General features: G+C 69.3%; 23 protein-coding genes and 1 tRNA gene. 10 read left to right on the top strand and 14 right to left on the bottom strand.

Annotation, left to right across the window (positions count from 1 at the left end; translation table 11 throughout):
- Nucleotides 1–159: 159 nt before the first annotated feature.
- A complete protein-coding gene (locus tag ACTWQN_RS10420; RefSeq protein WP_443203162.1) occupies nucleotides 160–420 on the top strand; it encodes a hypothetical protein in 261 nt (86 codons plus the stop codon).
- Nucleotides 421–607: 187 nt separating this feature from the next.
- The gene (locus tag ACTWQN_RS10415) at nucleotides 608–2,056 is read left to right on the top strand and encodes a glycoside hydrolase family 30 protein (protein ID WP_443203161.1); all 1,449 of its coding nucleotides are present in this window, start codon (nucleotides 608–610) and stop codon (nucleotides 2,054–2,056) included.
- A gap of 61 nt (nucleotides 2,057–2,117) precedes the next feature.
- On the opposite strand, the gene ACTWQN_RS10410 is transcribed toward ACTWQN_RS10415, so the two are convergent.
- Nucleotides 2,118–3,311 carry a cytochrome P450 gene (locus tag ACTWQN_RS10410; RefSeq protein WP_443203160.1) on the bottom strand — a complete coding sequence of 398 codons (1,194 nt, stop codon included), beginning with the start codon at nucleotides 3,309–3,311 and terminating at the stop codon, nucleotides 2,118–2,120.
- A 243-nt stretch (nucleotides 3,312–3,554) separates the two neighbouring features.
- Here ACTWQN_RS10410 and ACTWQN_RS10405 point away from each other — a divergent pair, with 243 nt between their 5' ends.
- Nucleotides 3,555–5,036 (top strand): serine/threonine-protein kinase, encoded by a 1,482-nt coding sequence (locus tag ACTWQN_RS10405; RefSeq protein WP_443203159.1) that lies wholly within the window; start codon nucleotides 3,555–3,557, stop codon nucleotides 5,034–5,036.
- 153 nt (nucleotides 5,037–5,189) lie between these two features.
- Nucleotides 5,190–6,785, top strand: coding sequence for a FadD3 family acyl-CoA ligase (locus ACTWQN_RS10400; RefSeq protein WP_443203158.1), 1,596 nt, complete (start codon nucleotides 5,190–5,192; stop codon nucleotides 6,783–6,785).
- A gap of 219 nt (nucleotides 6,786–7,004) precedes the next feature.
- Here the strand turns inward: ACTWQN_RS10400 and ACTWQN_RS10395 are convergent, their stop codons facing one another.
- Nucleotides 7,005–7,862, bottom strand: coding sequence for a metallophosphoesterase family protein (locus tag ACTWQN_RS10395; protein WP_443203157.1), 858 nt, complete (start codon nucleotides 7,860–7,862; stop codon nucleotides 7,005–7,007).
- Between the two features lie 190 nt (nucleotides 7,863–8,052).
- On the opposite strand from ACTWQN_RS10395, the gene ACTWQN_RS10390 reads away from it, so the two are divergent.
- A complete protein-coding gene (locus ACTWQN_RS10390; RefSeq protein ID WP_443203156.1) occupies nucleotides 8,053–8,640 on the top strand; it encodes a hypothetical protein in 588 nt (195 codons plus the stop codon).
- Between the two features lie 28 nt (nucleotides 8,641–8,668).
- Here ACTWQN_RS10390 and ACTWQN_RS10385 read toward each other — a convergent pair whose 3' ends face one another.
- The 3 genes from ACTWQN_RS10385 to ACTWQN_RS10375 form a co-directional block, all read right to left on the bottom strand.
- Nucleotides 8,669–9,322, bottom strand: coding sequence for a response regulator (locus ACTWQN_RS10385; protein ID WP_443203155.1), 654 nt, complete (start codon nucleotides 9,320–9,322; stop codon nucleotides 8,669–8,671).
- A complete protein-coding gene (locus ACTWQN_RS10380; RefSeq protein WP_443203154.1) occupies nucleotides 9,319–10,410 on the bottom strand; it encodes a sensor histidine kinase in 1,092 nt (363 codons plus the stop codon). Before ACTWQN_RS10380 ends, ACTWQN_RS10385 begins: the two co-directional genes overlap by 4 nt.
- Before the next feature lie 197 nt (nucleotides 10,411–10,607).
- Nucleotides 10,608–11,498 (bottom strand): PfkB family carbohydrate kinase, encoded by an 891-nt coding sequence (locus ACTWQN_RS10375; protein WP_443203153.1) that lies wholly within the window; start codon nucleotides 11,496–11,498, stop codon nucleotides 10,608–10,610.
- Between the two features lie 258 nt (nucleotides 11,499–11,756).
- Between ACTWQN_RS10375 and ACTWQN_RS10370 the strand changes: the two genes are divergently transcribed.
- Genes ACTWQN_RS10370 through ACTWQN_RS10360 form a run of 3 tightly spaced genes read left to right on the top strand, consistent with a single transcriptional unit; the run spans nucleotide 11,757 to nucleotide 14,562 of the window.
- Nucleotides 11,757–12,764, top strand: a complete 1,008-nt coding sequence (locus tag ACTWQN_RS10370) for a substrate-binding domain-containing protein (RefSeq protein WP_443203152.1) — start codon at nucleotides 11,757–11,759, stop codon at nucleotides 12,762–12,764.
- Nucleotides 12,761–13,753, top strand: a complete 993-nt coding sequence (locus ACTWQN_RS10365; protein WP_443203151.1) for an ABC transporter permease — start codon at nucleotides 12,761–12,763, stop codon at nucleotides 13,751–13,753. The genes ACTWQN_RS10370 and ACTWQN_RS10365 overlap by 4 nt, the downstream gene beginning before the upstream one ends.
- Entirely contained in the window at nucleotides 13,753–14,562 is an 810-nt protein-coding gene (locus ACTWQN_RS10360) for an ATP-binding cassette domain-containing protein (RefSeq protein ID WP_443203150.1), read from the top strand. Before ACTWQN_RS10365 ends, ACTWQN_RS10360 begins: the two co-directional genes overlap by 1 nt.
- A gap of 17 nt (nucleotides 14,563–14,579) precedes the next feature.
- Here ACTWQN_RS10360 and ACTWQN_RS10355 read toward each other — a convergent pair whose 3' ends face one another.
- A complete protein-coding gene (locus tag ACTWQN_RS10355) occupies nucleotides 14,580–15,488 on the bottom strand; it encodes a LysR family transcriptional regulator (RefSeq protein ID WP_443203149.1) in 909 nt (302 codons plus the stop codon).
- 202 nt (nucleotides 15,489–15,690) lie between these two features.
- Between ACTWQN_RS10355 and ACTWQN_RS10350 the strand changes: the two genes are divergently transcribed.
- Entirely contained in the window at nucleotides 15,691–16,326 is a 636-nt protein-coding gene (locus ACTWQN_RS10350) for a flavodoxin family protein (RefSeq protein WP_443203148.1), read from the top strand.
- A gap of 122 nt (nucleotides 16,327–16,448) precedes the next feature.
- On the opposite strand, the gene ACTWQN_RS10345 is transcribed toward ACTWQN_RS10350, so the two are convergent.
- The 7 genes from ACTWQN_RS10345 to ACTWQN_RS10315 all read right to left on the bottom strand — a co-directional run bounded on the left by ACTWQN_RS10345 (nucleotide 16,449) and on the right by ACTWQN_RS10315 (nucleotide 23,806).
- On the bottom strand, nucleotides 16,449–17,192 hold the full coding sequence (locus ACTWQN_RS10345; protein ID WP_443203147.1) for an SDR family oxidoreductase: 744 nt from the start codon (nucleotides 17,190–17,192) through the stop codon (nucleotides 16,449–16,451).
- A gap of 455 nt (nucleotides 17,193–17,647) precedes the next feature.
- Nucleotides 17,648–18,796, bottom strand: a complete 1,149-nt coding sequence (locus ACTWQN_RS10340; RefSeq protein WP_443203146.1) for an MsnO8 family LLM class oxidoreductase — start codon at nucleotides 18,794–18,796, stop codon at nucleotides 17,648–17,650.
- A gap of 25 nt (nucleotides 18,797–18,821) precedes the next feature.
- Nucleotides 18,822–20,189 carry an NtaA/DmoA family FMN-dependent monooxygenase gene (locus ACTWQN_RS10335; protein WP_443203145.1) on the bottom strand — a complete coding sequence of 456 codons (1,368 nt, stop codon included), beginning with the start codon at nucleotides 20,187–20,189 and terminating at the stop codon, nucleotides 18,822–18,824.
- Nucleotides 20,186–21,349, bottom strand: a complete 1,164-nt coding sequence (locus ACTWQN_RS10330; RefSeq protein ID WP_443203144.1) for an LLM class flavin-dependent oxidoreductase — start codon at nucleotides 21,347–21,349, stop codon at nucleotides 20,186–20,188. Before ACTWQN_RS10330 ends, ACTWQN_RS10335 begins: the two co-directional genes overlap by 4 nt.
- A gap of 59 nt (nucleotides 21,350–21,408) precedes the next feature.
- Nucleotides 21,409–22,374 (bottom strand): ABC transporter substrate-binding protein, encoded by a 966-nt coding sequence (locus ACTWQN_RS10325; RefSeq protein WP_443203143.1) that lies wholly within the window; start codon nucleotides 22,372–22,374, stop codon nucleotides 21,409–21,411.
- A gap of 259 nt (nucleotides 22,375–22,633) precedes the next feature.
- On the bottom strand, nucleotides 22,634–23,635 hold the full coding sequence (gene selD, locus ACTWQN_RS10320) for a selenide, water dikinase SelD (protein WP_443203142.1): 1,002 nt from the start codon (nucleotides 23,633–23,635) through the stop codon (nucleotides 22,634–22,636).
- Between the two features lie 77 nt (nucleotides 23,636–23,712).
- A tRNA-Sec gene (locus tag ACTWQN_RS10315) sits at nucleotides 23,713–23,806 on the bottom strand.
- Nucleotides 23,807–24,115: 309 nt separating this feature from the next.
- On the opposite strand from ACTWQN_RS10315, the gene ACTWQN_RS10310 reads away from it, so the two are divergent.
- Nucleotides 24,116–25,051, top strand: a complete 936-nt coding sequence (locus ACTWQN_RS10310; protein ID WP_443203141.1) for a LysR family transcriptional regulator — start codon at nucleotides 24,116–24,118, stop codon at nucleotides 25,049–25,051.
- Between the two features lie 22 nt (nucleotides 25,052–25,073).
- On the opposite strand, the gene ACTWQN_RS10305 is transcribed toward ACTWQN_RS10310, so the two are convergent.
- Nucleotides 25,074–26,447: an MFS transporter gene (locus ACTWQN_RS10305; protein WP_443203140.1), complete on the bottom strand. Its 1,374-nt coding sequence runs from the start codon at nucleotides 26,445–26,447 to the stop codon at nucleotides 25,074–25,076.
- Nucleotides 26,448–26,506 lie beyond the last annotated feature (59 nt).

The raw sequence follows: 26,506 nt of genomic DNA, 5'->3' as shown, positions 1-26,506 counted from the left end.
CCCCGCGGCAGCCTGGCGGCCGCCACGACCGGTGCGGACGCCGGCTGGTACCGGCGACCGGGCCTGCTGGCCGGTATCGCCCTGGTCCTGATCATCATCCTCAACATCACCTTCGGCTAACCCCCACAACACCATCTCCCTCTTGGTAAGGAGGCCCCCATGACCGACCACAACGGCACGAAACACACCGCAGGCGCCTTCGACATCCGCACCGTGATCGCACTGCTCTTCGCCATCTACGGCATCGTGCTCATCGCGGTCGGCGCCACCTCTGGCGCCGAGGCGATCGCGAAGTCCAGCGGTATCAACATAAATCTCTATTCCGGCATCGGCATGTTCGTCTTCGCCGTCGTGCTCGTTCTGTGGGCCCGGCTGCGTCCCATCTCCGTCCCCGCCGAGGACGACACGTCGGAATCCTGATCCGACGCTCGATGCGGACGCCTCGCACGGCGACCATGACCGGTGCCTGCCGGGAGAGTTCACCGAACCCCGAACGGTCGAACTCTCCCGGCCACCAGTTCACCGACGACCACGGCGATCCGGAGGGAGGAACGGAACTCTTACCAGCTCCATCCCCGAAAGAGTGGGTAAGGAAAGGATTTGATTGATGAGCCGAACATTTTCGGCCAGGAAGCGAACGGTGCTCGTCGCGGCCTCGACGGTGGTGCTGACCGCGGCCACCACCACCGGCGTGCTCGCGCAGCAGGGGCTCGCGGCGCCGACCGTCGGCGTCTGGGTGACCACCGGTGACCAGAGCAAGCTCCTGCAGCAGGAGCCGAACGTGGAATTCGGTCCGGACGACGGCTCGGAGACCACTGTGGACGTCGACGACACCGTCACCCACCAGACGATGGACGGTTTCGGCGCCTCGTTCACCGATTCCTCGGCCTGGCTGGTGGCGAACGAGCTCGACCAGGCCAGCCGCGACGATCTGATGGCCAAGCTGTTCACCCGGGACAACGGGATCGGGCTGAACATGGTCCGCCAGCCGATGGGCGCCAGCGACTTCGCGGTCAACGGCGACTACACCTACGACGACACCTGCTGCGATCTGGGCGACTTCTCCATCGCGCACGACCAGGAATACATCATCCCGGTGCTCCAGCAGGCCAAGGCGCTCAACCCCGAGCTGAAGATCATGGGCACGCCGTGGAGCCCACCGGCCTGGATGAAGACCGGTGACTCGCTGCACGGCGGCAGCCTCAAGCCGGAGAGCCAAGGTGCGTTCGCCGACTACTTCGTCAAGTACGTGCAGGCCTACGCCGCCGCGGGGCTGCCGATCGACGCGATCACCCTGCAGAACGAGCCGCACCACGAGACGGCGGGCTACCCCTCGATGCGGATGGACTCGGCGCAGCAGGCCGATGTGATCAAGAACGAGGTGGGGCCGAAGTTCGCGGAAAACGGCATCAACACCCAGATCCTGGCCTGGGACCACAACTGGAGCGAGCCGAACTATCCGATCGAGGTGCTCGACGATCCGGCCGCCAAGGACTTCGTGGCGGGCTCGGCGTTCCACTGCTACGAAGGCAACGTCGGCGCGCAGAGCGAGGTCCAGCAGGCGCACTCGGACAAGGGCCTGTGGTTCACCGAATGCTCCGGCGGTGAGTGGTCGCCGGAGTTCGCGGGCAACCTGAAGTGGCAGACCCAGAACCTGATCATCGGCACCACCCGGAACTGGGCCAAGGGCGTCACCTTCTGGAACATGGCGCTGGATCAGAACCACGGCCCGACCAACGGCGGCTGCGCAGACTGCCGCGGCGTCGTGACCGTGGACACCAACAGCGGCGCGGTGGCCTACAACGTGGAGTACTACGTGCTCGGCCACGCGAGCAAGTTCGTCCACCCCGGCGCGCAGCGCATCGAATCCAGCAGCTACGGCAACGACATCGAGTCGGTCGCGTTCAAGAACCCGGACGGTTCGATCGCGGTCGTCGCGCTCAACGCCGGTGCGCAGGAGAAGACGTTCAAGGTGCGGCACGGCGGCCAGTCGTTCCGGTACACGCTACCGGCCGGTGCGGTGGCGACGTTCACCTGGAACGCGGCGGCGAGCTGAAAACCGTCGCAGGACAAGCGAAGGCTCCGGTGGACCGGCGGTCCACCGGAGCCTTCGGCCGTTATGACTTCGGCACCGCCACGACCATGCCGCGCAGTTCGTAACCGCCGATCGCGTCGTTGAACGACACCCGCGGCGCCGCCTCCATCCGCACGTCCGGTACGGCGAACAGCTTGTTCAGGAAGATGTCGGTTTCCTGGATCGCGATGTGCGCGCCTGGGCACTTGTGCGCGCCGTCGCCGAAGGACATCCCGGCGGGGGAAGCGTCGTTCAGCGAGCGGGCGGGGCACACCGCCAGCGGCTGCTCGCCCATCGCGCGCGGATCGGTGTTGGTCGCGCTGACCTGGATGTCGATGATCTCGCCGGTCGGGACGGTGACCGTTTCCTCGTCCTCGGTGGGCAGTTCGACGGGCGCGGTGGTCCGCCGCTTGAGGTGGCCGACGACCGGCTCCAGCCGCATCAGTTCGTGCAGGATCGCCAGCCGTTCGGTCTCGTCGGCCGCGCGGTAGCGGTCGAGCAGCTCGCTGTCGGTGAACAGGTGCCATGCGGCGAGGTTGACGAACTCCCTGGTGGTGACCATGCCCGCGGCGGCGAAGGTGATGCATTCGCCGAGGATTTCGGCGGACGAGCAGCCCTCGTCGAGCAGGTGCGAGATCAGGTCGTCGCGCCGCTTCTCGCGGCGCGCGCGGACGGCGGGCCGGACGTCGTTGAAGTAGATGCCGGACCAGTTGGTGGCCTGCCGCCAGATCCAGTAGAGCCCGTTGAGGCTGGTGAAGCCGGGTTCGCCGAACTCCTCCGGGAAGAAGCGCTCCAACCGGTGCTTGAGGCCGGGGCGGCTGTCGGTCAGCCCGATCACCGCGCACGCCACCTCGATGGCCAGGTTGAAGCTCAGGTCCGAGAGCTGCGCCTGCCCGGCGCTGCGGAGCTCGGCCAGTTGCGCGTCGGCGACGCGTTCCATGACCTCGCGGTAGCTCTCGTCGACGCGACGCGGGGTGAAGTACTTGGCGGTTTGCCGACGGTGCTCGCGGTGCTCCGGCCCGTCTCGGTAGAGCACCGGACGCCGGATCTTGCCAGGCATCTTCTCAACCGTCTCGACGCCGAGTCCGGCTTGGACGGTGTCGGTGCTGCGCAGCGCGGTGCGTGCCGCGGCGTAGCCGCGGACCGTCCAGACCCCGTCGGAACCTCGGCTGACCGGGCAACCGCCCGCTGCTTCGCCGCGATCGATCTTGCGTGCGTTCGTGACGTCGGTCGACATCTGCGGACCGGTCCTTTCCACAGCCGGATGGTCGAGCATGATCCACTTCTTGTAGCAGGTCGACTACCGTCCGCGCAGCATTCTGTACCGGTTCGTAGTGGAAATTTCATCGGCGGCAACTGGCGGTCGGGTGGGTTCGGCCGGTCACGGTCGAGGGCGAAACCGCAGCTCTCAGGCCGTGCCATGTCGCCGTGAGTCACCCAATAGTATGACCGCAATGTCGGTGCTGAGGAGTTGGGCACGGTGAAGTGGCAGTTCGGCCCCTACCGGGTGGAAGGATTGATCGCGCGCGGCGGGATGGGTGAGATCCTCCGCGCGTACGACACCCGCCACGACCGCGTAGTGGCCCTCAAGCTGCTGGCCCAGCACCTGGCAGCCGACGACGAGTTCCGGGACCGGTTCAAGCGGGAGGCGCACGCCGCCGGACGGCTGCGCGAACCGCACGTCATCCCGATCCACGCCTACGGCGAGATCGACGGTCGGCTCTACCTGGACATGCGGCTCGTCGAGGGCAGCGACGTCGGCACCCTGCTGGCCGCCAGCGGCCCGATGCGCCCGGCGGACGCGGTGGCGGTGCTGGAGCAGGTCGCGCAGGCGCTGGACGCCGCGCACGAAGAGGGCCTGGTGCACCGGGACGTCAAACCGTCCAACATCCTGGTCAGCCACAGCGGATTCGCCTATCTCGTCGACTTCGGCATCGCCGCCTCGTTGCGCGCCACCGCCACGCTGACCTCCACCGGCTACGCCGTCGGCACGCTCGCCTACATGGCACCGGAGCGGTTCGACGACGGCCCGATCGACCACCGCGTGGACGTGTACTCGCTGGCCTGCGTGTTGTACCAGTGCCTGACCGGGGCCAAGCCGTTCGCCGGGGACACCGCCGCGTCGTTGATCAACGCGCACCTCAACCACCCGCCACCCGTGCCCAGCGCGGTGCGCGGCGACATCCCGCGCGAGTTCGACCAGATCGTCGCCCGGGGCATGGCGAAGGCCCCCGGCGACCGCTTCGCCAGCGCGGGCGAGTTGGCCAGGGCAGCCCGGCAGGCGTTGACCAGCGTCACCGCGGTCCCGGCCCAGTTCGCGCCGGTACCCACCGAACCCAAGCGGTCACGCGGCGCCGTCCGCTGGGGGTACCTGCTGGCCGGGGTGGGCGCGATCGCCGCGATCGCCGGAACGGTGGTCATCGTCAACGCGATGAACACGGAGCAGGGCCAGGCGATCCCGGCCGCCGACCCGTCATCGCTGGGGGCGACGAAACCGGTGCCGCCGCCCATCCCGCCACCGTCGAGCAGCGCGCCGACACCGACCCAGCCGCCGACCTCCGCGCCAGCGCCGCCACCGGTCACGAACACCGCTGCACCGAAGCCCGAACCCTCGGAACCGGCGGAGGACCCGGAAACGCCGCCAGCGACGCCGGTGCAGACCAAGTGGTGCCAGTCGATCACCTACGACAACGCCAGCCGCGGCACCGGTTGCTTCGAAGCGGTCGGTGACCACATCTTCGCGCACGACTCCAAAGCCGACGGGATGTGGATCAAGACGGTGACGCAGACCGACTACGGCCGAACGGACGAGTGCCAGGACCTCAACAGCGAGGGCGGCCCGATCGACTGCAACCTGGACCTCAGCGAAAAGGGCCGAATCCGCTTCAAGGTCGAACTGTGGGACTCGAAGACCAAGATCAGCGAAACGTCCTGGTCCCAATACGTCCCGATCAGCCAATAGCTTTCCGCGCTGCACAACAGCTTTCCGCATTGCACAGCGCGCGCGCCGTCGATGCGGCTGCCGACCTCGCATGCTCAAAGCCGATTCGGTGCTGGCCAAGTCGTCGGCGGTGGCGCTACCTTACCAAGCACTTGCTTGCTTGGAGGTGATCGCGTGTCCGAGACCGAGCCGCGCACCGTTCCCACCGCCGTCCGCGCCGCCGCGAGGCGGTTTCCGTCCAATGATGCGGTGGTCGACGGTTCGGTGCGGATCAGCTTCGCCGAGCTGCTGGCGCGAGTCCGGACCGTGGCGCGGGCCCTCATCGGCGCGGGCATCCGATCCGGCGACCGGGTCGCGCTGTGCTCGCCGAACACGCACCACTGGGTCCTCGCGGCACTCGGCGCGCTGTACGCGGGTGCCACCATCGTGCCGATCAACACCCGGTTCACCGGACCGGAGGGCCTCGACGTGCTCCGCCGCTCGCGCGCGCGGGCGCTGGTGATCGCCGGGGAATTCCTCGGAGTCGACCGGCTCGCCGGAATCCGCGCCGCAGCCCGGGAAAGCGGCCATCCGCTCGACGAACTGCACACGATCATCCGGGTACCGGTCGAAGGCGAGGTCGCGGCGGAGGACGGTGTGTGGCGCTGGGACGACCTCGATGCGCTGGCGGCCGAGGTGCCGGTGCCGGACGCCGATGCTCGGGCCGCCGCGGTCAGCCCCGACGACGTCAGCGACATCCTGTTCACCTCGGGCACCACCGGGCGCAGCAAGGCAGCGATGAGCGCGCACCGGCAGGCGATCGGGGTGGCGCGGGCCTGGGCCGAACACGGCCAGTTGACCAGCGGCGACCGATACCTGGTGATCAACCCGTTCTTCCACAGCTTCGGTTACAAGGCCGGGATGTTGGCCTGCCTGCTGCGGGGCGCGACGATCCTGCCGCAGCCGACCTTCGACGGCCGCGAGGTGCTGCGGATCGTCGAATCCGCCGGGATCACCGTGCTGCCGGGGCCACCCACGATCTACCAGACCATGCTCGACCACCCAGATCGCGCGAAGCGCGACCTGTCCAGCCTGCGGCTCGCGGTCACCGGCGCGGCGACCGTCCCGGTCGTGCTCGTCGAGCGGATGCAGCGGGAACTCAGCTTCGACACGGTGCTCACCGCGTACGGCCTGACCGAGGCCGTCGTGGCGACCATGTGCCGTCCGGACGACGACGCCGAGACCGTTGCGCACACCTGCGGCCGGGCCGCGGCGGGATTCGAAGTGCGCGTCAGCCGGGCGGACGGCACGCCGCTGCCCGCGGGCGAACCGGGCGAGGTGCAGGTGCGCGGTCCGAACGTGATGCTGGGCTACCTCGACGACGAGACCGCGACCCGGCAGGCGATCGGGGCGGACGGCTGGCTGCACACCGGCGACATCGGCACCCTCGACGCCCGCGGCTACCTGACGATCACCGACCGGCTCAAGGACATGTACATCTGCGGCGGTTTCAACGTCTACCCGGCCGAAGTCGAGCAGGTGCTCGCGCGACTGCCCGGGATCACCGAGGTGGCGGTGGTCGGCGTGCCCGACGAGCGGCTGGGGGAGGTCGGCAAGGCCTACCTCGTCGGCGCCCCTGATCTGTCCACTGAGGACGTCATGGCGCACTGCCGAGATCGGCTGGCGAACTACAAGCTGCCCCGGCACGTCGAATTCCGCGCCGAACTCCCGCACAACGCCTCCGGCAAGGTCCTCAAACGCCTGCTCCGCGAAAGCGGCACCGGACACTGACGTCGGGTCCGTCCGGACCCGAGACGGCGCCCGAGCGCCGCGCGGCGCTCGGGCCGTGGGCGGTTTCGCGCGAAATCGCCATGTCTCTACCCAACGGAACGTGGTCCGGGACGGCGCTCACAACCGGAGATCGACGGGTTCGGATTCCAGGCCAGCACGGCGAAGACGCATTCGTGCACCCGCCACAGCGGCTGGCGAAGTCGTTTTCCGCGCGCGTGTTCAGGTCTCGTCGGAGCCGTTGCTGCGCGGCAGGATTTGCCGCAGCAGGCCGCGCGGGTGGCCGCGTTTGCCCCATTCCCGCGGATAACCGATGGACACTTCCTCGAACGGGACGCCGTCGTGGTGGGTGGTCCGGGGGATGTGCAGGTGGCCGTAGACGACCGTGTCGGCGCGGAAGCGCAGGTGCCAGTCCTTGGTGCTGGTGGTGCCGCACCACTGCGCGAATTCCGGGTAGTAGAGCACGTCGGTGGGTTCGCGCACCAGCGGGTAGTGGTTGACCAGCACGGTGGGCGTGTCGTCGAGTTGCGCGAGCCGCTTCTCGGTCGTGGCGATCCGTGCCTCGCACCACGCTTGCCTGCTCGGGTAGGGGTCCGGGTGCAGCAGGACCTCGTCGCTGCACACGACGCCTTTCTCGTACGCCACCCGCAGACCTTCCTCGGTGTTCGAGGTGCCGGGCGGCAGGAAGGAGTAGTCGTAGAGCAGGAACAGCGGGGCGATCGTGACCGGCCCGCCCTCGCCGGTCCACACCGGATACGGATCCTCCGGGGTGAGCACACCGAGCCCGCGGCACACCTCGACCAAGTGGTGGTAGCGGTGCTCGCCGCGCAGCTGCACGGTGTCCCGGTTGGACGTCCACAGCTCGTGGTTGCCCGGCACCCACACGACCTTGGCGAACCGGCTGCGCAGCAGCGCCAAGGCCCATTCGACGTCGGCGACGACCTCCCCGACGTCACCGGCCACGAGCAGCCAGTCGCCCTCCGACCCCGGCCGCAAGCCCTCGACGATCGCCCGGTTCTGCGGATACGAAACGTGTAGATCGCTGGTGGCGAGCAGTCGTCCACCGGTAGCACCACTCACTAGATTGACCCTACCGTCCGCACGTGCGGCGATGCGTGAACTTCTACTTCGCGCCGTGGCGGGGGAGTACGTCCAGTTGCGTAGGCGCGGAGTCGTTCGTGGCCGGATGTGGTGATCGGCGAGTTCGGCGACCGTTGGGGCCGCGACGTCCGGATGTCCCGGCGTCGATCGGAGCCTCCGGGAGGCCATCGTGTCGAGCACGCCAGCAGCGGCCAAACGCGGCGCACGTCGCCTCTCGCCGCGTGCCTACAAACTTTGGAGCACCGTCCACCTCGTCATCGCGGTCGGATGGCTGGGCGTCACCCTGGGCAAGCTGGTGCTCGGCCTGGCCGCCGTGCTGACCGGGGCACCGCCTCGCGCGCAGAGCCTCTACCTGGCCATGGATGCGATCGACATCGTGTTCCCACCGCTGGCCATCGCCACGCTCGTCTCGGGCGTCGTGCTCTCGCTGGGCACCAAGTGGGGCCTGCTGCGGCACTACTGGGTGGTGACGAAACTGGTGCTGACCGTGGCGGTGATCGTGACCGCGGTGCAGCTCGAAGATCACTACGTGCGCCGCGCCGTGCCCAGCCTGCAGTGGCGCGATGACGGCACGTTCTTCGGTGCGCGGCCCTGGTCGGCAATCCTGCTGCTCGCCCTGCCCGCGATCCACCTGCTGATGCTGCTGGTGGCGACCGTGGTGTCGGTGTACAAGCCGTGGGGCAAGATCCGGCGGGCCAAGCCAGCGGCCCGCGTCGAGGCGCCGGTCGCTACCGTTCGCGAGCGATTGTTCCGGTGAGAACCGGAATTTCCGCTCTCGGGCCCGCTCAGTCGGCCAGGCCGGATTGGTAGGCGAACACGACGAGTTGGGCGCGGTCCCGCGCGCCCAACTTGGTCATCGCCCGGCTGACGTGGGTTCGCGCGGTTGCCGGGCTGACGACGAGCCGCTGGGCGATTTCCTCGTTGTTCAACCCCTCCGCGACCAGACCGAGCACCTCCCGCTCCCGCTCGGTCAGGGCGTGCAGCTGCGGGTGCGGTCGTCGCGATCGCGGCGCCATCGAAACGAACTCGCGGACCAGCTGCCGGGTCGCCGACGGCGCCAGCAGCGCCTCACCACCGGCCACCAGCCGGATCGCGCGGAGCAGATCGACCGGTTTGGTGTCCTTGAGCAGGAATCCGCTGGCCCCGCCGCGCAACGCGGTGAAGACGTACTCGTCGACCTCGAAGGTGGTCAGCACGATCACCTTGGTATCTGGCAGATCGGGATCGGCGGTGATCCGCCTGGTCGCCTCCAGCCCGTCGACACCGGCCATCCGCACGTCCATCAGGATCACATCGGGCCGGTGCTCGCGCGCCGCCGCCAACGCGGCCAGCCCGTCCGCGGCTTCGCCGACGCAGGTCAGGTCGTCCTCGTTGTCGATGAGGGTGCGCAATCCGATGCGGACCAGATCCTGGTCGTCGACGATCAGCACGGAGATCATGAGTCCCCTTCGATGGGCAGCCGGGCGTGCACTTCGAACCGGCCGTCTTGGGTCGGACCGGCGGTGAACTCGCCACCCAGCGCGGCGACGCGTTGCCGCATGCCGGGAATGCCGAGCCCACCGCTTTCGCCCGGCGGGCCGGTGAGCGGATTGGTGACGGTGATGACCAGGGCGTCGGTCGCGTAGTCGATGGTGACCGCGGCGCGCTTGTCTTCGCTGTGGCGCAGCACGTTGGTCAGCGACTCCTGCAGGATCCGATAACCGGTCAGGTCGACCACGGCGGGCAGGGTGCGCGGCTCGCCGGTGGTGTCCAGCTGCATCTGGACACCGGCTTCGCCCATCCGCTGCCGCAGGTCGTCGAGCCTGGCCAGGCCCGCGGCTGGGGCCTTGGGGGTGCTGCGGCGCACCACGGCCAGCGTCGCGCGCAGCTCCTCCAGCGCGTCGCTGCTGGTGCGGCTGATCGCCTCCAGCGCGACTTCCGCCTGCTCGGGTTTCTTCGGCAGCACGTGCAGCGCCACGTCCGCCTGCATCTTGATCGCGGCCAGCCCGTGTCCCACCACGTCGTGCACTTCCTGGGCGATCCGCAGCCGCTCGTCGTCGACGCGTTGGCGCACCGTTTCGGCCCTGGCCCGGGCCGCTGCCTCGCGCTGCAGCCGGATGACGATGCCCACCGCGAACGGCACCACCACCCACGCCGACCCCGGGATCACCCCGAGCAGCGCCGCGCTGTTGGTGAAGATGTGGACCAACAGCATCACCAACGCGGCCAGCGCGGTCGGCACCGAGGTGGCCGGTGGCCGGTGCCGGGCCACGGTGTAGACCGCGACCACCAACGCCAGCAGGATCGGGCCGTACGGGTAGCCGAGGACCAGGTAGGTCGAGGTGAGCCCGGCGACCGCGAGCAGCGTCAAGACCGGCTGGTAGCGCCGCAGCACCAGGACCAGACCGGCGGCGGCCACCAGCACGAGGGCTCCGACATCCGGCGGCCGGTCCGCGCCCGCCGCCCAGCGGATGACGGCCGACGTTCCGGCGAGGCAGACCAGCGTGACCAGGACGGCGAGGGCGACGTTCCCGATCAGCGCTCTCATCGCGTGCATGCTCGCAGTTTCGGCGATGGCAGCGCCGTGGAAGTCGGCCCAGGAGCGAACATCCTCCTACTCTCCTCGACGTAGCCGCCGGTGCCAACCCGGCACGGCGCCTGAAGACACCACCGCAGCACCCGGTCCACAATGGAGCGGACCTTGCCGGGTGCTGCCGGTCGTGAGTGGAGAACCGGGATTCGCACTCAGCCGCGCATGGTCGTCAACAGTTCCGGTAGGCGGTGGAGCCAGTCGCGGGGGCCGGGAGTTTCGCATTTGAGCGCGGCGACCGCTGCGGCGCGTCCGATCCTGGTCGGGACGTCGGATCCGGGTTGGCAGGCGAAGTAGCAGTAGGCGCCGTGGAAGACGTCGCCCGCGCCGAGGGTGTCGACCGCCTGGACGCGGGGTGGGGGCACGGTTGCGCGCTCGCCGTGGTGCCACCAGCGGATCGGCTCGCCGCCGTGCGTCGTGATCACGATCGGGACGCCCTGCTCCAACAGCGCCCGCGCGGTCGTCTCGGAGTCGGTCGTGCCCGGCACCCGGAAATCGGCCGAGGCGATGACCGCCTGGGCGCGCGGCAGCAGCACCCGCATGGTCGGCTTCCACCGTCCGGCATCGACCACCACCGGCGCTACCGCCGCATCGGTGGCCGCTTCGGCCAGCACCGGATGGTGGCCGTCGACCAGCACCACATCGGCACCGCTGAGCAGTTCGGACAACTCCGGTGCGCGCCGCACCCGCAACGCGGTGGCGTCGATTCCGACGACCGAGCGCGCCCCGGTGCTTCGGGTGACCGCGACCGAGGACACCGGGGCGTCCGCGTCCAGGTCCTGCGCCGCGTCGACGATGGTGACCGCGTGGCGCTCCAGGTCCGCGCGGATGACCGCCGCGATCGGACTGCGACCGAGTGCGGTGACCAGCACGGCCCGGCCGCCGAGCCCGGCGAAGGTGACCGCCGCGTTGGCCGCCGGTCCACCGGCCGCCACGAACTGGGCGGTCGCGGTGGTTTTCTGATCGGCCGCCGGGCGGGCTTCGACGTGGTGCACGACGTCCAAGGTGCTCAGGCCGACGAACACGCCGAGCGGTGGAGCAGCCATGCCGTCAGTCTAGGCGGCGGAAATGCCGGTGCCGTTCGGACGCGGTCGGCCCTGCGAACCCCGCTGGTGGGGTGGAGAACCGGACATCGCTTCTGTCCTCAGTGGGCCCGGTCGGACGGTGCCCGAGCAGTTCGCCGCGGCCTGCCGGAAACCGTGTTGGGAAAGCCTTGTCCGCCTCCGGTGCGGTTCTTACGATGCCGGTGTTGATCGTTTCCGCGAAGGCGGTTTCGCGCGCACGCCCTCAATGTGGAGGACAGCATGTTCAAACGAGGCCTGACGATCGCGGTCACCCTGCTGGCGCTGACCGCCGCGGGGTGTTCGGCCGAACGAGAATGGGGCGGCGGTTCGGCGACGTCGAACGGTACGGCCAAGATCGGTCTGATCACCAAGACCGACACCAACCCGTACTTCGTGGACCTCCGCGCATCCGCCCAGGCCGCCGCGACCGCGAAGGGCGCCGAGTTCATCGCGCTGGCCGGGCAGTTCGACGGCGACAACGACGGCCAGGTCCGGGCGATCGAGAACTTCATGCAGCAGGGCGTGAACACCATCCTGATCACGCCGAACTCCTCGACCGGCGTGCTGGACGCCATCGCTCGCGCCCGCCAGGCCGGGATCCTGGTCATCGCCCTGGACACCGCGACCGAACCGGCCGAGGCCGTGGACGCCACCTTCGCCACCGACAACTTCGAGGCCGGTCGGCAGCAGGGCGCCTACGCCAAGGCCGCCCTCGGCGGCACTCCGCCGAAACTGCTGATGATCGACGGCACCTCGGGCGCCTCGGTCAACACGCTCCGGCACAACGGATTCCTCGCCGGACTGGGACTGCCCGAAGGCGCACCGGAAATCCTCGGCACCCAGAACGCCAACGGCGACCAGAACCTCGCCCAGCAGGGCATGGAGAACCTGTTGGCCCGCACCAGCGACATCAACGTGGTCTACACGATGAACGAACCGACCGCGCGCGGCGCCCATGCGGCGCTGCAGGCGCGCGGGCTGGCCGACTCGGTGGTGATGGCGTCCATCGACGGCGGTTGCGAAGGCGTGGCGAACGTGGCCGCCGGGCAGATCCGGGCGACCGTGATGCAGTTCCCGGACAAGATGGCCCAGCTGGGCGTCGAGGCCGCCGTGGAATACGCCAAGACGCAGCGCAAGCCCAGCGGTTTCCACGACACCGGTTCGGCGGTGATCACCGACAAGCCGATGCCCGGCGTGCCCAGTGAATCGGTGGCCTGGGGCGAGCAGAACTGCTGGGGCGAGAAGTGACGACGACGCTTCCCGAACCGGAAGTCGACGAACGGCCGGGGGTGCGCGAGTTCTTGCTGCGCGCACCCGCGGTGGGCCCGGCCCTGGCCCTGGTGGTGGCCATCGCGGTGTTCTCGGTGTTCACCGACACCTTCCTGAACCCGGACAACCTGTCGCTGGTGGTGCAGCAGTCGCTGGTGATCGGCACGCTCGCGCTCGGGCAGACGCTGATCATCCTCACCGGTGGCATCGATCTCGCCAACGCTTCGGCCGCAGTGCTGGCCACGCTGATCATGGCCAAGCTCGCGCTCGGCGCGACACCCGGTTTCGTCGCGCTGCTGTTGGGAATCGCGGTCACCGCCAGCATCGGCGCGGTGGTCGGTTCGCTGGTGACGCAGGTGCGGCTGCCACCGTTCATCGTTACGTTGGGCATGCTCACGATGCTCACCGCGGTGGCCAAGCTGTTCGCCGACGGCGAGGCGGTGCCGACCACCGACCCGCTGCTGACCTGGCTGGGCACCCGCCGCTACCTCTTCGGCGGCGTCGAGATCACCTACGGCATGACGCTGGCGCTGCTGATGTACCTCGTCGTCTGGTACGCGCTGACCAAGACCGCCTGGGGCAAGCACGTCTACGCAGTCGGCAACGCGCCGGAATCGGCCCGGCTGTCCGGCATCAAGGTCAACCGCACCCTGCTGTCGGTGTACGTCGTCGCCGGGGTGATCTTCGGTCTGGCCGCGTGGCAGGCGCTCGGCCGGGTGCCCAACGCCGACCCGAACGCCTACCAACTGGGCAACCTCGACTCGATCACCGCGGTGGTGCTCGGCGGCACGAGCCTGTTCGGCGGCCGGGGCTCGGTGCTCGGGACGATGATGGGCGCGCTGATCGTCGCGGTGCTGCGCTCCGGGCTGACCCAACTCGGCGTCGACGCGCTCTACCAGGACGTCGCCACCGGGGCGCTGGTGATCGCCGCGGTGGTGGTGGACCGGGTGGCGAGGAGGAAAAGCTGATGGTGCCAACACTTTCCGCTCGTGGTCTGGTCAAGCGCTACGACCGGGTGACCGCCATCGACGGCGCCGATTTCGAGGTCTACCCCGGCGAGGTGCTGGCCGTCGTGGGGGACAACGGGGCTGGCAAGTCGAGCCTGATCAAGGCGCTGTCCGGGGCGCTGATCCCGGAGGCGGGCGAGGTCGAAGTGGACGGCTCGCCGGTGCACTTCCGAGGTCCGCTGGACGCTCGCAAGCATGGCATCGAGACCGTCTACCAGGACCTGGCGCTGGCACCCGCGCAGGACATCGCCTCGAACTTGTTCCTGGCCAGGGAGAAACGGCATCCCGGCCTGTTGGGCCGGGTGTTCCGCAAGATCGATCAGGCGGGCATGCGGGCCGAGGCGCAGCGGGTGCTGGACGAGCTCGGCATCGCGGTGAAGTCGATAACCCAGCCGGTGGAGACGCTCTCCGGCGGGCAGCGCCAGGGCGTGGCGGTGGCGCGGGCGGCGGCGTTCGGCACCAAGGCGGTGATCATGGACGAGCCGACCGCGGCGCTCGGCGTCGCCGAGTCCGGGAAGGTGCTGGCGTTGATCGACCGGATCCGGCAGCGCGGGCTGGCGGTGGTGCTGATCAGCCACAACATGCCGCAGGTCTTCGAGATCGCGGATCGGATCCACGTGCACCGGCTCGGGCGGCGGGTCGGCCTGGTGACGCCCCGGACGCACACCATGAACCAGGTGGTGGGGTTGATAACCGGGGCGTTGCGGGTCGGGGACGACGGCGAGCTGGAGGAGGTACCCGCCGCAGTCCGGACCGGCCTGGGGGAGTAGCCGACCGCGAACGTCGGTCAGCGCGGCTCGGACCGCTGGGCGGCGGTGAGCGCGGCGAGGTAGTTGGCGACAGCTGGTCGGGTTTCGGTGCCCCGCCGGATCGTGGCGTGGATGTGCCGCCGGATCGGATCTCCGTTGGTGGCGACGGTGGTCACCGCTTCGGTAGTCGGTAGGCGCGCACCGCGCGGCACCAGGGCGACCCCCAACCCGGCTTCGACCAGCGCGGCCACCGCGGCCCAGTCGCTGGCGCGGTGCCGCACGCTGGGGCGGAAGCCAGCCGCCGCGCACGCCGAATGCAGCAGTTGGTCGCAGGCGTCGCCCGCCGAGGTGCTGATCCAGTCCTGGTCGGCCAGCATCGCCAGGTCGACCGCTGCGCGGCGCGCCGCGGGATGGTCCGCGGGGACGGCGAGGTGGCATTCGTCGGTGCCCAGCCCGATCCGGGTGCATCGCGGATCGTCGTCGGCGGACGCGGCATCGGAGGTTACCGAGACGATGACGTCCAGCTCGCCGTTGCAGAGCCGGTCGAGGCAGTCGGGCACGGTGATCTCGTGGATCCCGATGTGCAGCCGCGGATGCCGCTCGCGAACCGTTCGCGCCGCCGGGATCAGCAGGGTCGGGATCAGCGATGGGACGGCGCCGACGCACAACTGCCCCAGCTCCCCGTGCGCGGCCGCCTGCACGTCGCCGAGCGCGCGTTCCAAGTGGGCCAGCAGCGCGTAGGCGTGGTCGACCAGGACGCGGCCCGATTCGGTCAGGCGCAGGCGTCGGCCGTCTGCCTCGGTCAGCGGTGCGCCCGCTTCTTTCGTGAGCGTGGCCAGCTGCTGGGAAGCCGCGGACGGCGAGATGTGCAAGGCCGACGCGGCGGCGTGCAGCGTGCCTTGCTCGTGCAGCGCCACCAGCAGGCTCAGCCGAGTCGGGTCAATCATGCAGAAAATCTTACTGGTACCCGACGAAATGTCCCGCTTGTATTCACGATTTTCGGCGACGAGCATCATCCGGGTAAGCGGTGGCGCGTGTGGTGCAGGGCTCGTGAGCGGTCGTTGCGGTGAGAACCGCTTTTCACTCGCGAGACGTGCTGCCCGATCCGCGCGACTGCCGAGCCGGGCCAATCCAAATCGGAGGTTTTCCGTGCAGGTCCTCGCTTTGAGCTCCAGTCCGCGCAAGGACGGAAACTCCCGCATGCTCGCCGAATCAGTCCTCGAAGGAGCCGCGCGGCAGGGCCACGAGGTCGAGATCGTCGATCTCGCCGATGTGGTTTCGGCGCCGCTGCGGGATTGCCGGGTGTGCCGAACCGCGGACGGACGTTGTTCGATCAACGACGACTACGAGGCCCTGCTGCTCGGCAAGGTGCTCGTCGCCGACGCGCTGGTGCTCGCGACTCCGCTGTACTGGTACGGGATCTCCGGGCAGCTGAAGATCTTCATCGACCGCATCTTCTGCTACGAGTCGGCCGGGTTCCCGGAGTTCGAGGAGGTCAGGCTACGGCTGGTGAACAAGCGGCTGGCCGCGGTGGTGAGCTCGGAGGAGTCCTACCCCGGTTCCCTGGTGGGCGTCACGGCCCAGCTCCAGGAACTCGCCCGCTACCTCCACCACGACTTCGTAGGTGTCGTCCAGGGCATCGGCAACTCCCGCGGCGAGGTCGCGCACGACCCGACCGACCCCCTGGCCCGAGCCTTCGCCCTGGGCACCCGCCTCTTCCAAACCCCAGCAACGGACTACCGGATCGACACCCCACGCACCCCCAACGTCTGGCCAACACCCTGACCCCAACCGCCCCGCCCCGACGCACCTCCCCACCGATCGAATGCTGGGTGAAGGGCACCTTTGGCCGACTATGCCGGTCAAAGGTGCCCTTCACCCATCACCTGAACGGGGTCGAGGCTGCTTTAGCCGCGGCCGATGAAGGGCATGGCGGTGGCGGTGATGGTCAGGAATTGGACGTTGGCGGTCAGCGGCAGGCCCGCCATGTAGAGCACCGCTTCGGCCACGTGTTGGGCGTCGAAGGTCGGTTCGGGGCGCACCGAGCCGTCCGCCTGGACCGCGCCGGTGGCGATGCCCGCCGTCATCTCGGTGGCCGCGTTGCCGATGTCGATCTGCCCGCAGGCGATGCCGTAGGCCCGGCCGTCCAGCGAAATCGACTTGGTCAGGCCGGTGATGGCGTGCTTGGTGGCGGTGTAGGCGACGCTGCGCGGTCGCGGGGTGTGCGCGGATATCGAGCCGTTGTTGATGATCCGGCCGCCCTGCGGGTCTTGCTCCCGCATGATCCGGAACGCGTGGTGCGCGCACAGGAACGAGCCGGTCAGGTTGACCTGCACGGTCGCCTGCCAATCGGTGTGGGACAGTTCGCCCACCGAACCGGCAGCACCGAAACTGCCCGCGTTGTTGACCAGCAGATCCACCCGGCCCCACTCACCGCGCACCCCGTCGAACAGCGCGGCCACCGAATCGGGGTCGCCGACATCGGTCGGCGCCACGCGGGCTGCGCTGGAACCCCCGGCGGTTTCCCGCAGCGGCTCGGCCCGCCGACCCGCCAGCGCCACCCGGTAGCCCGCACCGAGCAGCGCCTGCGCGATCTCCCGCCCCACGCCCGATCCAGCACCGGTCACCACCGCGACTCCCATGTCGCTCATCAGCCCTCCCACCCGACGATTGCTCAACGCCCCATTGATACCCCACACCCAGGTTCTCCGGCGGTATTGGACTGTTGTCCTCTGCCAAAGGAGTTGAGGCACTGCCCGTGTGTTCGAGACAGCTGCCCGAGCTTTGCCACCAGAGTCGAGGCATCTTGATCAAGTCTGGTTCATACCGCCGCTCTCGCGAACCCGACCGGCCCCTCGGCGATCCCTCTTCGGGTGAGAGGTGAAGGGCACCTTTCGCCAACTTACTTGGTAAAAGGTGCCCTTCACCCACCACTCGATCGGTGTGGGTGGGCCCCGAGGAGCAGAGCTGGCGCCGTGCGGGTTCACCTGGACGGGCATGAGTGAAGGGCACCTTTGACCGGGTAAGTCGGTCAAAGGTGCCCTTCACTCCGTTCCGTCACCCAGTGGTGCAGCGGGGTGGGGTTCGGTCCAGGTTGGGTGTGGGGTCATGACGGGGTGGTTTGCCAGGCTTTGGCGAGTAGTTCGTAGGAGCGGACGCGGTCGGCGTGGTCGTGGGTGATGGTGGTGATCACGAGTTCGTCGGCGTCCGTGGCGTCGCGCAGCGTCGTCAGCTCGCGCACCACGGTCTCCGGTGTGCCGACGAATTGCGTGTCGACCCGGTCGGCGACGAGTTCCCGCGCCTGGTCGGTCCAGGTGAACCCGGCGGCTTCGGCCGGGCTGGGGAACCGGATCGCACCGTCACCGGCGCGGATGCTGTGCACCCACGGCCCGTACGGGGCGGCCAGTTCGCGGGCCTTGGCGTCGGTGTCGGCCACCACCACGTCCGCTGACACCACCACGTACGGCCGCGCCAGTTGGGCGGAGGCGGTGAACTCCTGCCGGTAGGCGTGCACGGCTTCGAGCACCGTGGATGGGCTGACGTGGTAGTTGGCCGCGAACGGCAGGCCCAGCGAACCCGCCGCGGCCGAGCTCGCCCCGGCGCTGGAGCCGAGGATCCAGACGTCGACATCGGCGCCTTCGGCTGGCACGGCCTGCACGGGTTCACCGCTGTCGGTCCGGAAATCGCCGGTGATGAACCGGAGGATGTGCTCCACCTGGGTGCGGTAGTCCAGGGTCGATTCGCCCGGTTCGCCGACGCCGAGCAGGCGCTGCTGCTCCTCGATGCGGGCCAGGAACCGCTTCGACTTGGTCAGCGCGCGGGGCTTGGCCGGGATCAGCAGCCCGTCGACCACCTTCGGTTCGGGCGCCGGACCGTCGCCGGGATCGACGAACCGGCGCGCCAGATCGCGGCTGCGCCCAGGCCCGGACCGACCCAGCCCGAGGTCGATGCGGCCGGGGTGCAGCTGCGCGATCGTGCCGAACTGCTCGGCGACCACCAGCGGCGCGTGCTGGCCCAGCAGCACGGCCGCCGAACCCACCCGGATCCGGCTGGTCGCACCGGCGATCAGCGCGATCAGCACCGCGGGTGACGCGGAGGCGACCCCCGGCGTCAGGTGGTGCTCGGCCACCCAGTACCGGCGGTAGCCGAGGTGTTCGGTGCGCTGTGCGAGGTCGATGGTGTTGCGCAGGGCGTCGGCCGAGGTCCCGCCGGACACGATGGGCGACAGGTCGAGGATCGACAGCGGAGTGGACATCAGCGCGACCTCCAAGCTGGTCTGGTCATGACGCGTTCTTCGTGCTGCGCCGGGGGTTGTGCAGTGGCGCCAGCCCGAGGTTGTCGCGCAGCGTGGAGCCGGGGTACTCGGTGCGGTGCACGCCGCGTTCCTGCAGCAGCGGTACTACGGTTTCGGCGAATTCGTCCAGGCCGCCGGGGGTCAGGTGCGGGACGAGGATGAAGCCGTCCGCGGCGTCCTCCTGCACGAACTGGTTCATCGTCTCGGCCACGGTCGCCGGGCTGCCGATGAACGACTGCCGCGCGGTGACTTCGATGATCAGTTCGCGGATGGACAGCTTCTTGGCTTCGGCCAGCTCGCGCCACTGCGCGGCGATGGCGACCGGATCGCGGTTGTTGCGGGTGCTGGCCCGGCCCTTGGTGATGGCGTCGGCTCCCACCAGCGGGTCGATCTCCGGTAGCGGTCCGTCCGGATCGTAGTCGCTGAGGTCGCGGTTCCACAGCTGTTCCAGGAACCGGATGGCGGTCTGGGGGCTGACCTGCTGGTGGCGGATGTGGTCGGCGCGTTCCTGGGCTTCGGCGTCGGTGTCGCCGAGCACGACGGAGGTGCCTGGGAACACCAGCAGTTCCTCGGGCGATCGACCGTGCCGGGCGAGCCGACCCTTGACGTCGGCGTAGAAGTCCTTGCCCGCCTGCAGGGTGGCGTGCCTGGTGAAGATCGCATCGGCGGCGGATGCGGCGAATTCCCGGCCCGCATCGGAGTCACCGGCCTGGAAGATCACCGGTCGGCCCTGCGGGCTGCGCGGCACGTTGAACCGGCCAGAGATGTCGAAGTGCGCGTCGCGGTGCTCGAAGCCGCCCGCCTGCGCATCGGTGAGGAAGGTGCCGGTGGTCTTGTCGGCGACGATCTCGTCGCCGTGCCACGAGTCGAACAGCTCCCACGCGGTGCGCAGGAACAGCCGGGCGCGTTCGTAGCGCTGGTCCTCGGGCAGGAAGCCGCCGCGCCGGAAGTTCTCCCCGGTGAACGCGTCCCACGAGGTGACCACGTTCCAGGCCGCCCGGCCGTCGGAGAGGTGGTCGAGGCTGGCGAACTGCCGCGCCACCTCGTAGGGCTCGTTGAAGGTGGAGTTGATCGTGCCCGCCAACCCCAGGCGCTCGGTGACCGCGGCCAGCCCCGCCAGCACCGTGAAGGTGTCCGGGCGGCCCACCACATCGAGGTCGTAGATCTTCCCGGCGTGCTCCCGCAGCCGCAATCCTTCGGCGAGGAACAGGAAATCGAACTTCGCGGCCTCGGCGGTGCGGGCCATGTGCTCGAAGGAGGAGAACTCGATCTGGCTCAGCGAAGCCGGATCGCTCCACACCGTGGTGTTGTTCACGCCCGGGAAGTGCGCGGCCAGGTGAACCTGCTTGGTCACTGGTGTCCTCCGGCGGTGACGGCGTAGCGGCTGGCGGGGCGAGGCAGGCCGAACCGCTCGCGCAGCGTGTGGGTTTCGTAGGCGGCGCGGAACACCTCGCGCCGCTGCAACTCCGGGACGAGGTCTCGGGTGATCGCGGTCAGGTCGTGCGGGATCGTGCCGGGGCGCAACCGGAATCCGGTGAGTCCGGCCGCGGCCCAGCCCAGCAGCCGGTCGGCGAGTTCGGCCGCGGTTCCGGTGAAGACCGGCGCATCCGGCGCGTACTCGGCGCCGTCGAGCTCGTCCAGCCGGGCCTTGCGGTCGGCCGCCTGCTCACCCAGGAACACCACGAGGTCGCCGAAGACGTGCAGCGCCTGCTCACCCCGACCGGCGTCGAGCGCTTCGGCGCGGATGCGGCCCTCGATGATGCGGGCCTGCTCCGCGTCGTGCGGGGTGGTGAACACGACGTCGGCGGCGCGCGCCGCGAACCGGTGCCCGGCGGCGTCGGTGGCCAGCGCGGTCACCAGCGGTTGGCCCTGCGGCGATCGCGGGGTGATGGACGGTCCCTTGACGTGGAACCACTTTCCGGCGAAGTCGATGTAGTGCAGCTTGTCGCGGTCGATGAACCGGCCGGTCGCGGCGTCGCGGATTTCCGCGTCGTCTTCCCAGCTGTCCCACAACCGGCGCACCACCTCGACGTAGTCGGCCGCCTCGTCGAAGAGTTCCGCCGCGTCGACCTCGCGGCGACCGAAGTGCGCGGCATCGCTGCCACGGCCCGACACCTGCGGCTGCCACCCGGCCCGGCCGGTGCTGATGTAGTCGAGGCTGGCGACGGCCTTGGAGATGTGGAACGGCTCGGTGTGGGTGATCACCGCGCTGGGCACCAGGCCGATGTGCTCGGTGCGGGGCGCGACGCGCGCGGCGATCAGCCCCGCGTCGAGTCGGCCGCGCACCTGGTCGGTCCGGTCGTCCGGGCCGTCGGCGCGGCTGGACTGCGGGCCGAGAGCGTCCTCGAACGTCACGAAGTCCAACAGCCCGCGTTCGGCTTCCCGCACCAGGTCGACCCAGTAGGCGGCGGTGAACAGTTCGGCGGGCCGAGCCTGTTGTTCCCGCCACGCGGCCGGATGCCATCCGGCGCCGTCCAGCGCCACCGCGAGGTGCAAGTTCTGTCGTGGTGCCATGTGCAGGTTCCCTCCTGCCAGCGGCGGTCACTGCGACGCCGGTGTCCACAGTGCTGGGTTCAAGCGAGCGAGCGTTCGAAGAGTGGACCGACGTTGATCTCCTGCGGCAGAAAACCGGCCCGGTGGTAGTCGGCGGACACCGTTTGCAGTGCTGCGACAACGGAATCGTCGATCGGGACGGCGTTGAACGGACTGCGGTTCTGGATCAGCTCGGAAGCCGCCAGGGCGATCCCGGTGTTGTCGGCGTAGATCTTCGCGTAGGCGTCGCGATTGGCGGTGGTCCAATCCCACGCCTGCTTGTAGCGGCCCACCAGATCGGCCAGCGCCGCGTGCTTCGCCGAATCCTCCAGCGCCTCTTCGGCTGCCACGAGGTAGGTGTGCCCGGCGCTGAGCCCTTCAGCGGTGGTGAGCACTCGGGCACCGGCCACCTGCGCGGACGCGGTGTAGGGGTCCCAGGTGGACCAAGCCGCGATCTTGCCGGTTTCGAACGCGGTGCGCGCTTCGGTCGGCTGCAGGAAGTTGAACGTCACCGCATCCGGCGTGATCCCATCGCGTTGCAGTGCCTTGAGCACGAGGTAATGGCCGATGCTGCCGCGCGTGGTCGGGCTGACGGACTTGCCGCGGAGGTCGGCGACGGTGGCCACCGGGGAGTCCGGTGGGACGAGGATCGCCGTGCCGGTGGGGATGCGTTGCAGCACCGCGATGACCTTGATGGGGGCCTTGGCGGCGAAGGCGGTCAGGGTCGGTGCGTCACCGGCGATCCCGACGTCGCAGGCACCCGCCCGGATCGCCTCCAGGAGGGGCTGCGCGGCGGGGAAATCCGACCATTGCACCTGGTACGAAGTCCCGACCAGCGCCTGCGACGCGGTGAGCTGCGATCGGTAGCCGCCGTTCTGGTCGGCGACCTGCAGGTGCGCGGGTTGCCCGGGCTGTCCGGAGGTTGCTGGCGCGCAGGCCAGCAGTGGGAGTGCGGATGCCGCGAGCAGTCCACCGCGGAGAACTTGCCTGCGGGACAACGTGGTCATGTGTTCGGTTGCTCCTGGTTCGAGAAAAATGCGCACGGAAGACCAACGGCACGGCCGGATGCGGGGAAACGATTCGGCGAACGGTGCCGGACTGCGGATGCTCAGCGCCGCGGACAGGCGGCGGCGATGACCCGGAGGAGGTCGACGTGGTCCCTGGTGACCAGCTGCACCGACTGAGCCATGCCTAGCACGCTAGAAGCGCGACCGGGAAGCGTCAACGGATCACCGCGGCTGCCCAGCATGTGGGCGCGAGCTCGGGTCAGCGCAGCGAGATGGTGGCCGCGCCCGCGGGCAGCACCCGGCCGATCACCGGTGCGCCGGGAACCTCGCCGACCACCAGCAGCCCACCCGAGGTTTGCGCGTCGGCGAGCAGCAGCAGGTCTTCGTCGGGTGCCGAGCCGGGATCGAGGTGCGGGCGGACCCAGGCCAGGTTCCGGCGGGTTCCGCCGCTGACGAATCCCGCCCGCACCGCCTCCCGCGCGCCGTCCAGGTACGGCACGGCGGCGATGTCGACCTCGGCGGCGGTCCCGGAGGCGCGCATCGTCTTGAACAGGTGGCCGAGCAGCCCGAATCCGGTGACGTCGGTCGCGCACACCGCGCCTGCCCGCAGGGCCGCCAGCGCGGCGTCGTGGTTGGACGTCGTCATCGCCTGGATCGCCTGCTCGAAGCGCTCCCCGGTGCTCTTGTGCCGGGTGTTGAGCACGCCGATGCCCAGCGGTTTGGTCAGCGACAGCGGCAGCCCGGGTTTCGCGGTGTCGTTGCGCAGCAGCCGATCCGGATCGACCAGGCCGGTCACCGCCAGCCCGTACTTGGGTTCCGGGTCGTCGACGCTGTGCCCGCCTCCGACGTGGCAGCCCGCCCGTCCGGCGGCGTCGAGGCCGCCGCGCAGCACCTCGGCGGCCAGTTCGAACGGCAGCACGTCGCGCGGCCAGCCGAGCAGGTTCACCGCGACGATCGGGATGCCGCCCATCGCGTACACATCGGACAGTGCGTTCGTGGCGGCGATGCGGCCCCAGTCGTAGGGATCATCGACCACGGGCGTGAAGAAGTCCGTGGTGACCACGATTCCCGGTCCGTCGGCGGCGCGCACCACGGCCGCGTCGTCGCCGGTGTCCAGGCCGACGAGCAGCTGCGCGTTCGGCCGCTCGACGGCAGGCGCCAGACCGCCGACGACGGATTCCAGCTCGCCCGGCGGGATCTTGCAGGCGCACCCGCCGCCGTGCGCGTACTGGGTCAGACGAATCGATTCGGACCCGGTCATCCCCGCATTACAGCACCGCCTCCGCGCTGGGGCATCGCAAGTTGCGGCGGCGCTCCGGGTGGCGCTACCGGGGGCCAGCGGAGACGGACGGGAATCGAACCCGCCGCACCGAGGTGCTCGGTGCCATCGGCTTTGAAGGCCGTGGGGGCCACCAGGCGCCCAGACGTCTCCGCTGACCACCGTAGTGCCCGGTGGGCCGGGGCACGCGGTCGTTAGCGGACGCTGCTGGGTGAGCGCCACTCCTGGGCGATTGCGCCTTTCGCCCAGCAACCGGATCGGCGTCCAGCCTGCTTTCGCACTCACGTCGGTTGAGTGGGCGATCGGTTGGTTGGGCGATCGGTTGAGTGGGCGATCGATTGAGCTGATTCCGCAGGGGAATCACGGTCGGTGCCAAGATGTCGTAGCGGAAACAAGTACGTGAACGTACCTTCACACGTGCGACCGGTCGCACCGGCGGGGAAGCCCGGAGAGGGGCAGGCAATGGAGCTACGTCATCTTCGCTATTTCGTGTCGGTCGCCGAAGAACTCCACTTCCGCCGGGCGGCGGAGAAGCTGCACATCGTGCAGCCCGCGTTGAGCAAGCAGATCACCGCGTTGGAGAACGAACTGGGCATCGAGCTGTTGAAGCGGGACCGGCGGCACGTCGCCCTGACCGAGGCGGGGGAGACCTTCCTCCAGGAAGCCGTCGAGATCCTCGCGCACACCAACGGCGCGATCCAGCGGGCGCAGGCGATCAGCCGGGGCGAGGTGGGGCGGCTGAACATCGGGTTCATCCACCCGGCACTGGCCGATCTGCTGCCCCGCTCGCTGCGCCGGTTCCGCCAGCGCTACCCCGCCGTCAAGATCACCCTGAGCGAGGCCACCAGCCGGGCCGCGATCGAGAAGGTCGCCAGCCGGAGCATGCATTTCGCCTTCACCCGGCTGCCCGTCGCCGAACGGCCCGACCTGCTGACCGAACCGGTCTCCGAGGAACCGGTCCTGCTCGTCGTGCCCTGCGGGCACCCCCTGGCGACCGCCCCCTCGGTGATGTTGGGCGATCTGGCCGACGAGGACCTGATCCTGGTCGCCAGGCAAGTCGAGCCGGAGCTGCACGACTACTACCTCACCACCTGCGTGAACGCCGGGTTCAGCCCGCGACTGGCCCAGGAGGTCAACAGCACGTCGGTGGCCATCGGCCTGGCCGCCGCCGGGCTCGGCATCACCTTCGCACCCGCGTCGGCCAGGATCACGGCGCAGCGCAACGTGGTCTACCGCGACATCACCGGCCCGGCACCGAAGCTGACCATGGGCGCCCTGTACCACTCGGGCCGCAAACCGGCGATCCTGGCGAACTTCCTGGCCCTGCGGCCCTGGGAACCCGAGGTGCCAGGGCCGCAGGGCGCGGCGGGTCAACCGCCGGAGGTCGGCTCCGGCTGACCGGCGGCGGAGGCGGGGCGCCTCAGTCCCGGGCGCCACCTGTCGCCACGGCCGTCCCCGACATCGCGCCGACGCGCTTGCCCCTGCGCCCCTCGTGCCCGTAGAACACCATGCTGGCCGCGGCCAGGAACCCGGCGATCGTGGTGGCGATGAACACCGCCGACGGGCCCGGCAGGGCGCCGCAGATGTACGGGCCGAGGATGCCGCCCAACCGGCCGACCCCGAGCATGTACCCGACGCCGGTGCTGCGGGCGTTGACGGGATAGCTCATCGCGGTCACGTTGTTCAGCGGGTAGAGCACGGCGGCGATGAAGAATCCGGTGGCGCTGACCGAGATCAGCGAGATGATCGGATCGGTGACCGTCACCAGGACCACCGCGCACAGCGAGCCGAGCACCAGCCAGACGATCATCGAGATCCGCTGCGGCAACCACTTGTCGGCGACGTACCCGCACGCGAATCCGCCGACGATGGAGCACAGTTCGAACGAGATCGCGAAGAACAGGCTGCCGCTGAAGCCGTAGCCGCGGGCCAGCATGATGTTCGGCGCCCAGGTGATGAGACCGTAGTTGTCGAACAGGACGAAGAACGAGGTCGTCCACAGGGCGAGCGTGGTGATGAGGTACTTCGGGCCCATCGGGATCAGCCAGGCACGCGGTGTTCGCTGCCCCTGTTCGCCTGCCGTCCGGATGTTGCCCCCGGCCTGGGCGTATGCGGCGGCCCGGTCCGGGCGAAGCCGGGACAGCAGGGTGATCGCCTCGCGCTTCCTGCCGCGCGCCGCGAGGTATTCCACCGATTCCGGGAACACGGCCAGGTAACCGATGCCCAGCAGCACCGAGATGCCGCCGATGTGCAGCAGAACCTGCCACCCGAGGTCCTGGGCGAGCACGATGCCGAGCACCGGCGCGATGATCCCGCCGACGGCGAATCCGGCCAGCGAGATCGTGGCGATGCGGTGCCGGAGGTTGCGCGGCAGGAATTCGTTGATGTAGGCCGCGCACAGCGGCATGATCACGCCGAGACCGACACCCGTCAGGAACCGGAGTGCGACGAAACCCGACAGCGAATCGACGAGCAATGCGGTGAGCACGCTGAATCCGCCGGAGATGATGAGCCCGGCGATGAGGGTGGGTTTGCGCCCGATCCGGTCGGCGATCACTCCCTGCCCCAGCGAGCCGACCATCACACCAATCAGCGCCGAGGACACCAGCAGTCCGCTTTCGGCTCCGCTGAGCTGCCAGGTGTGCTGGACGAAGGGAATGACGTACGGGGTGACCATCGTGTTGTACCCGTCGATGGTGATCGCGAGCAGCGCCAGCACGACCACCCACCAGTGCAGGGGTCGCATGCCGGCTTCGTCGAGTTCCTCGCGAACGTCGATCTCGGTTTGGGCCATTCGAACTCCTTTGTTGCAAAAGTCCCTTTTCGAAAAAGCGTGCCGGTGATCAGTTGGCC

Origin of the sequence: Saccharopolyspora antiqui, from assembly GCF_052246905.1 — a bacterium.
Taxonomy (GTDB): domain Bacteria; phylum Actinomycetota; class Actinomycetes; order Mycobacteriales; family Pseudonocardiaceae; genus Saccharopolyspora.
This window is presented reverse-complemented; position numbering and strand designations above follow the sequence as displayed.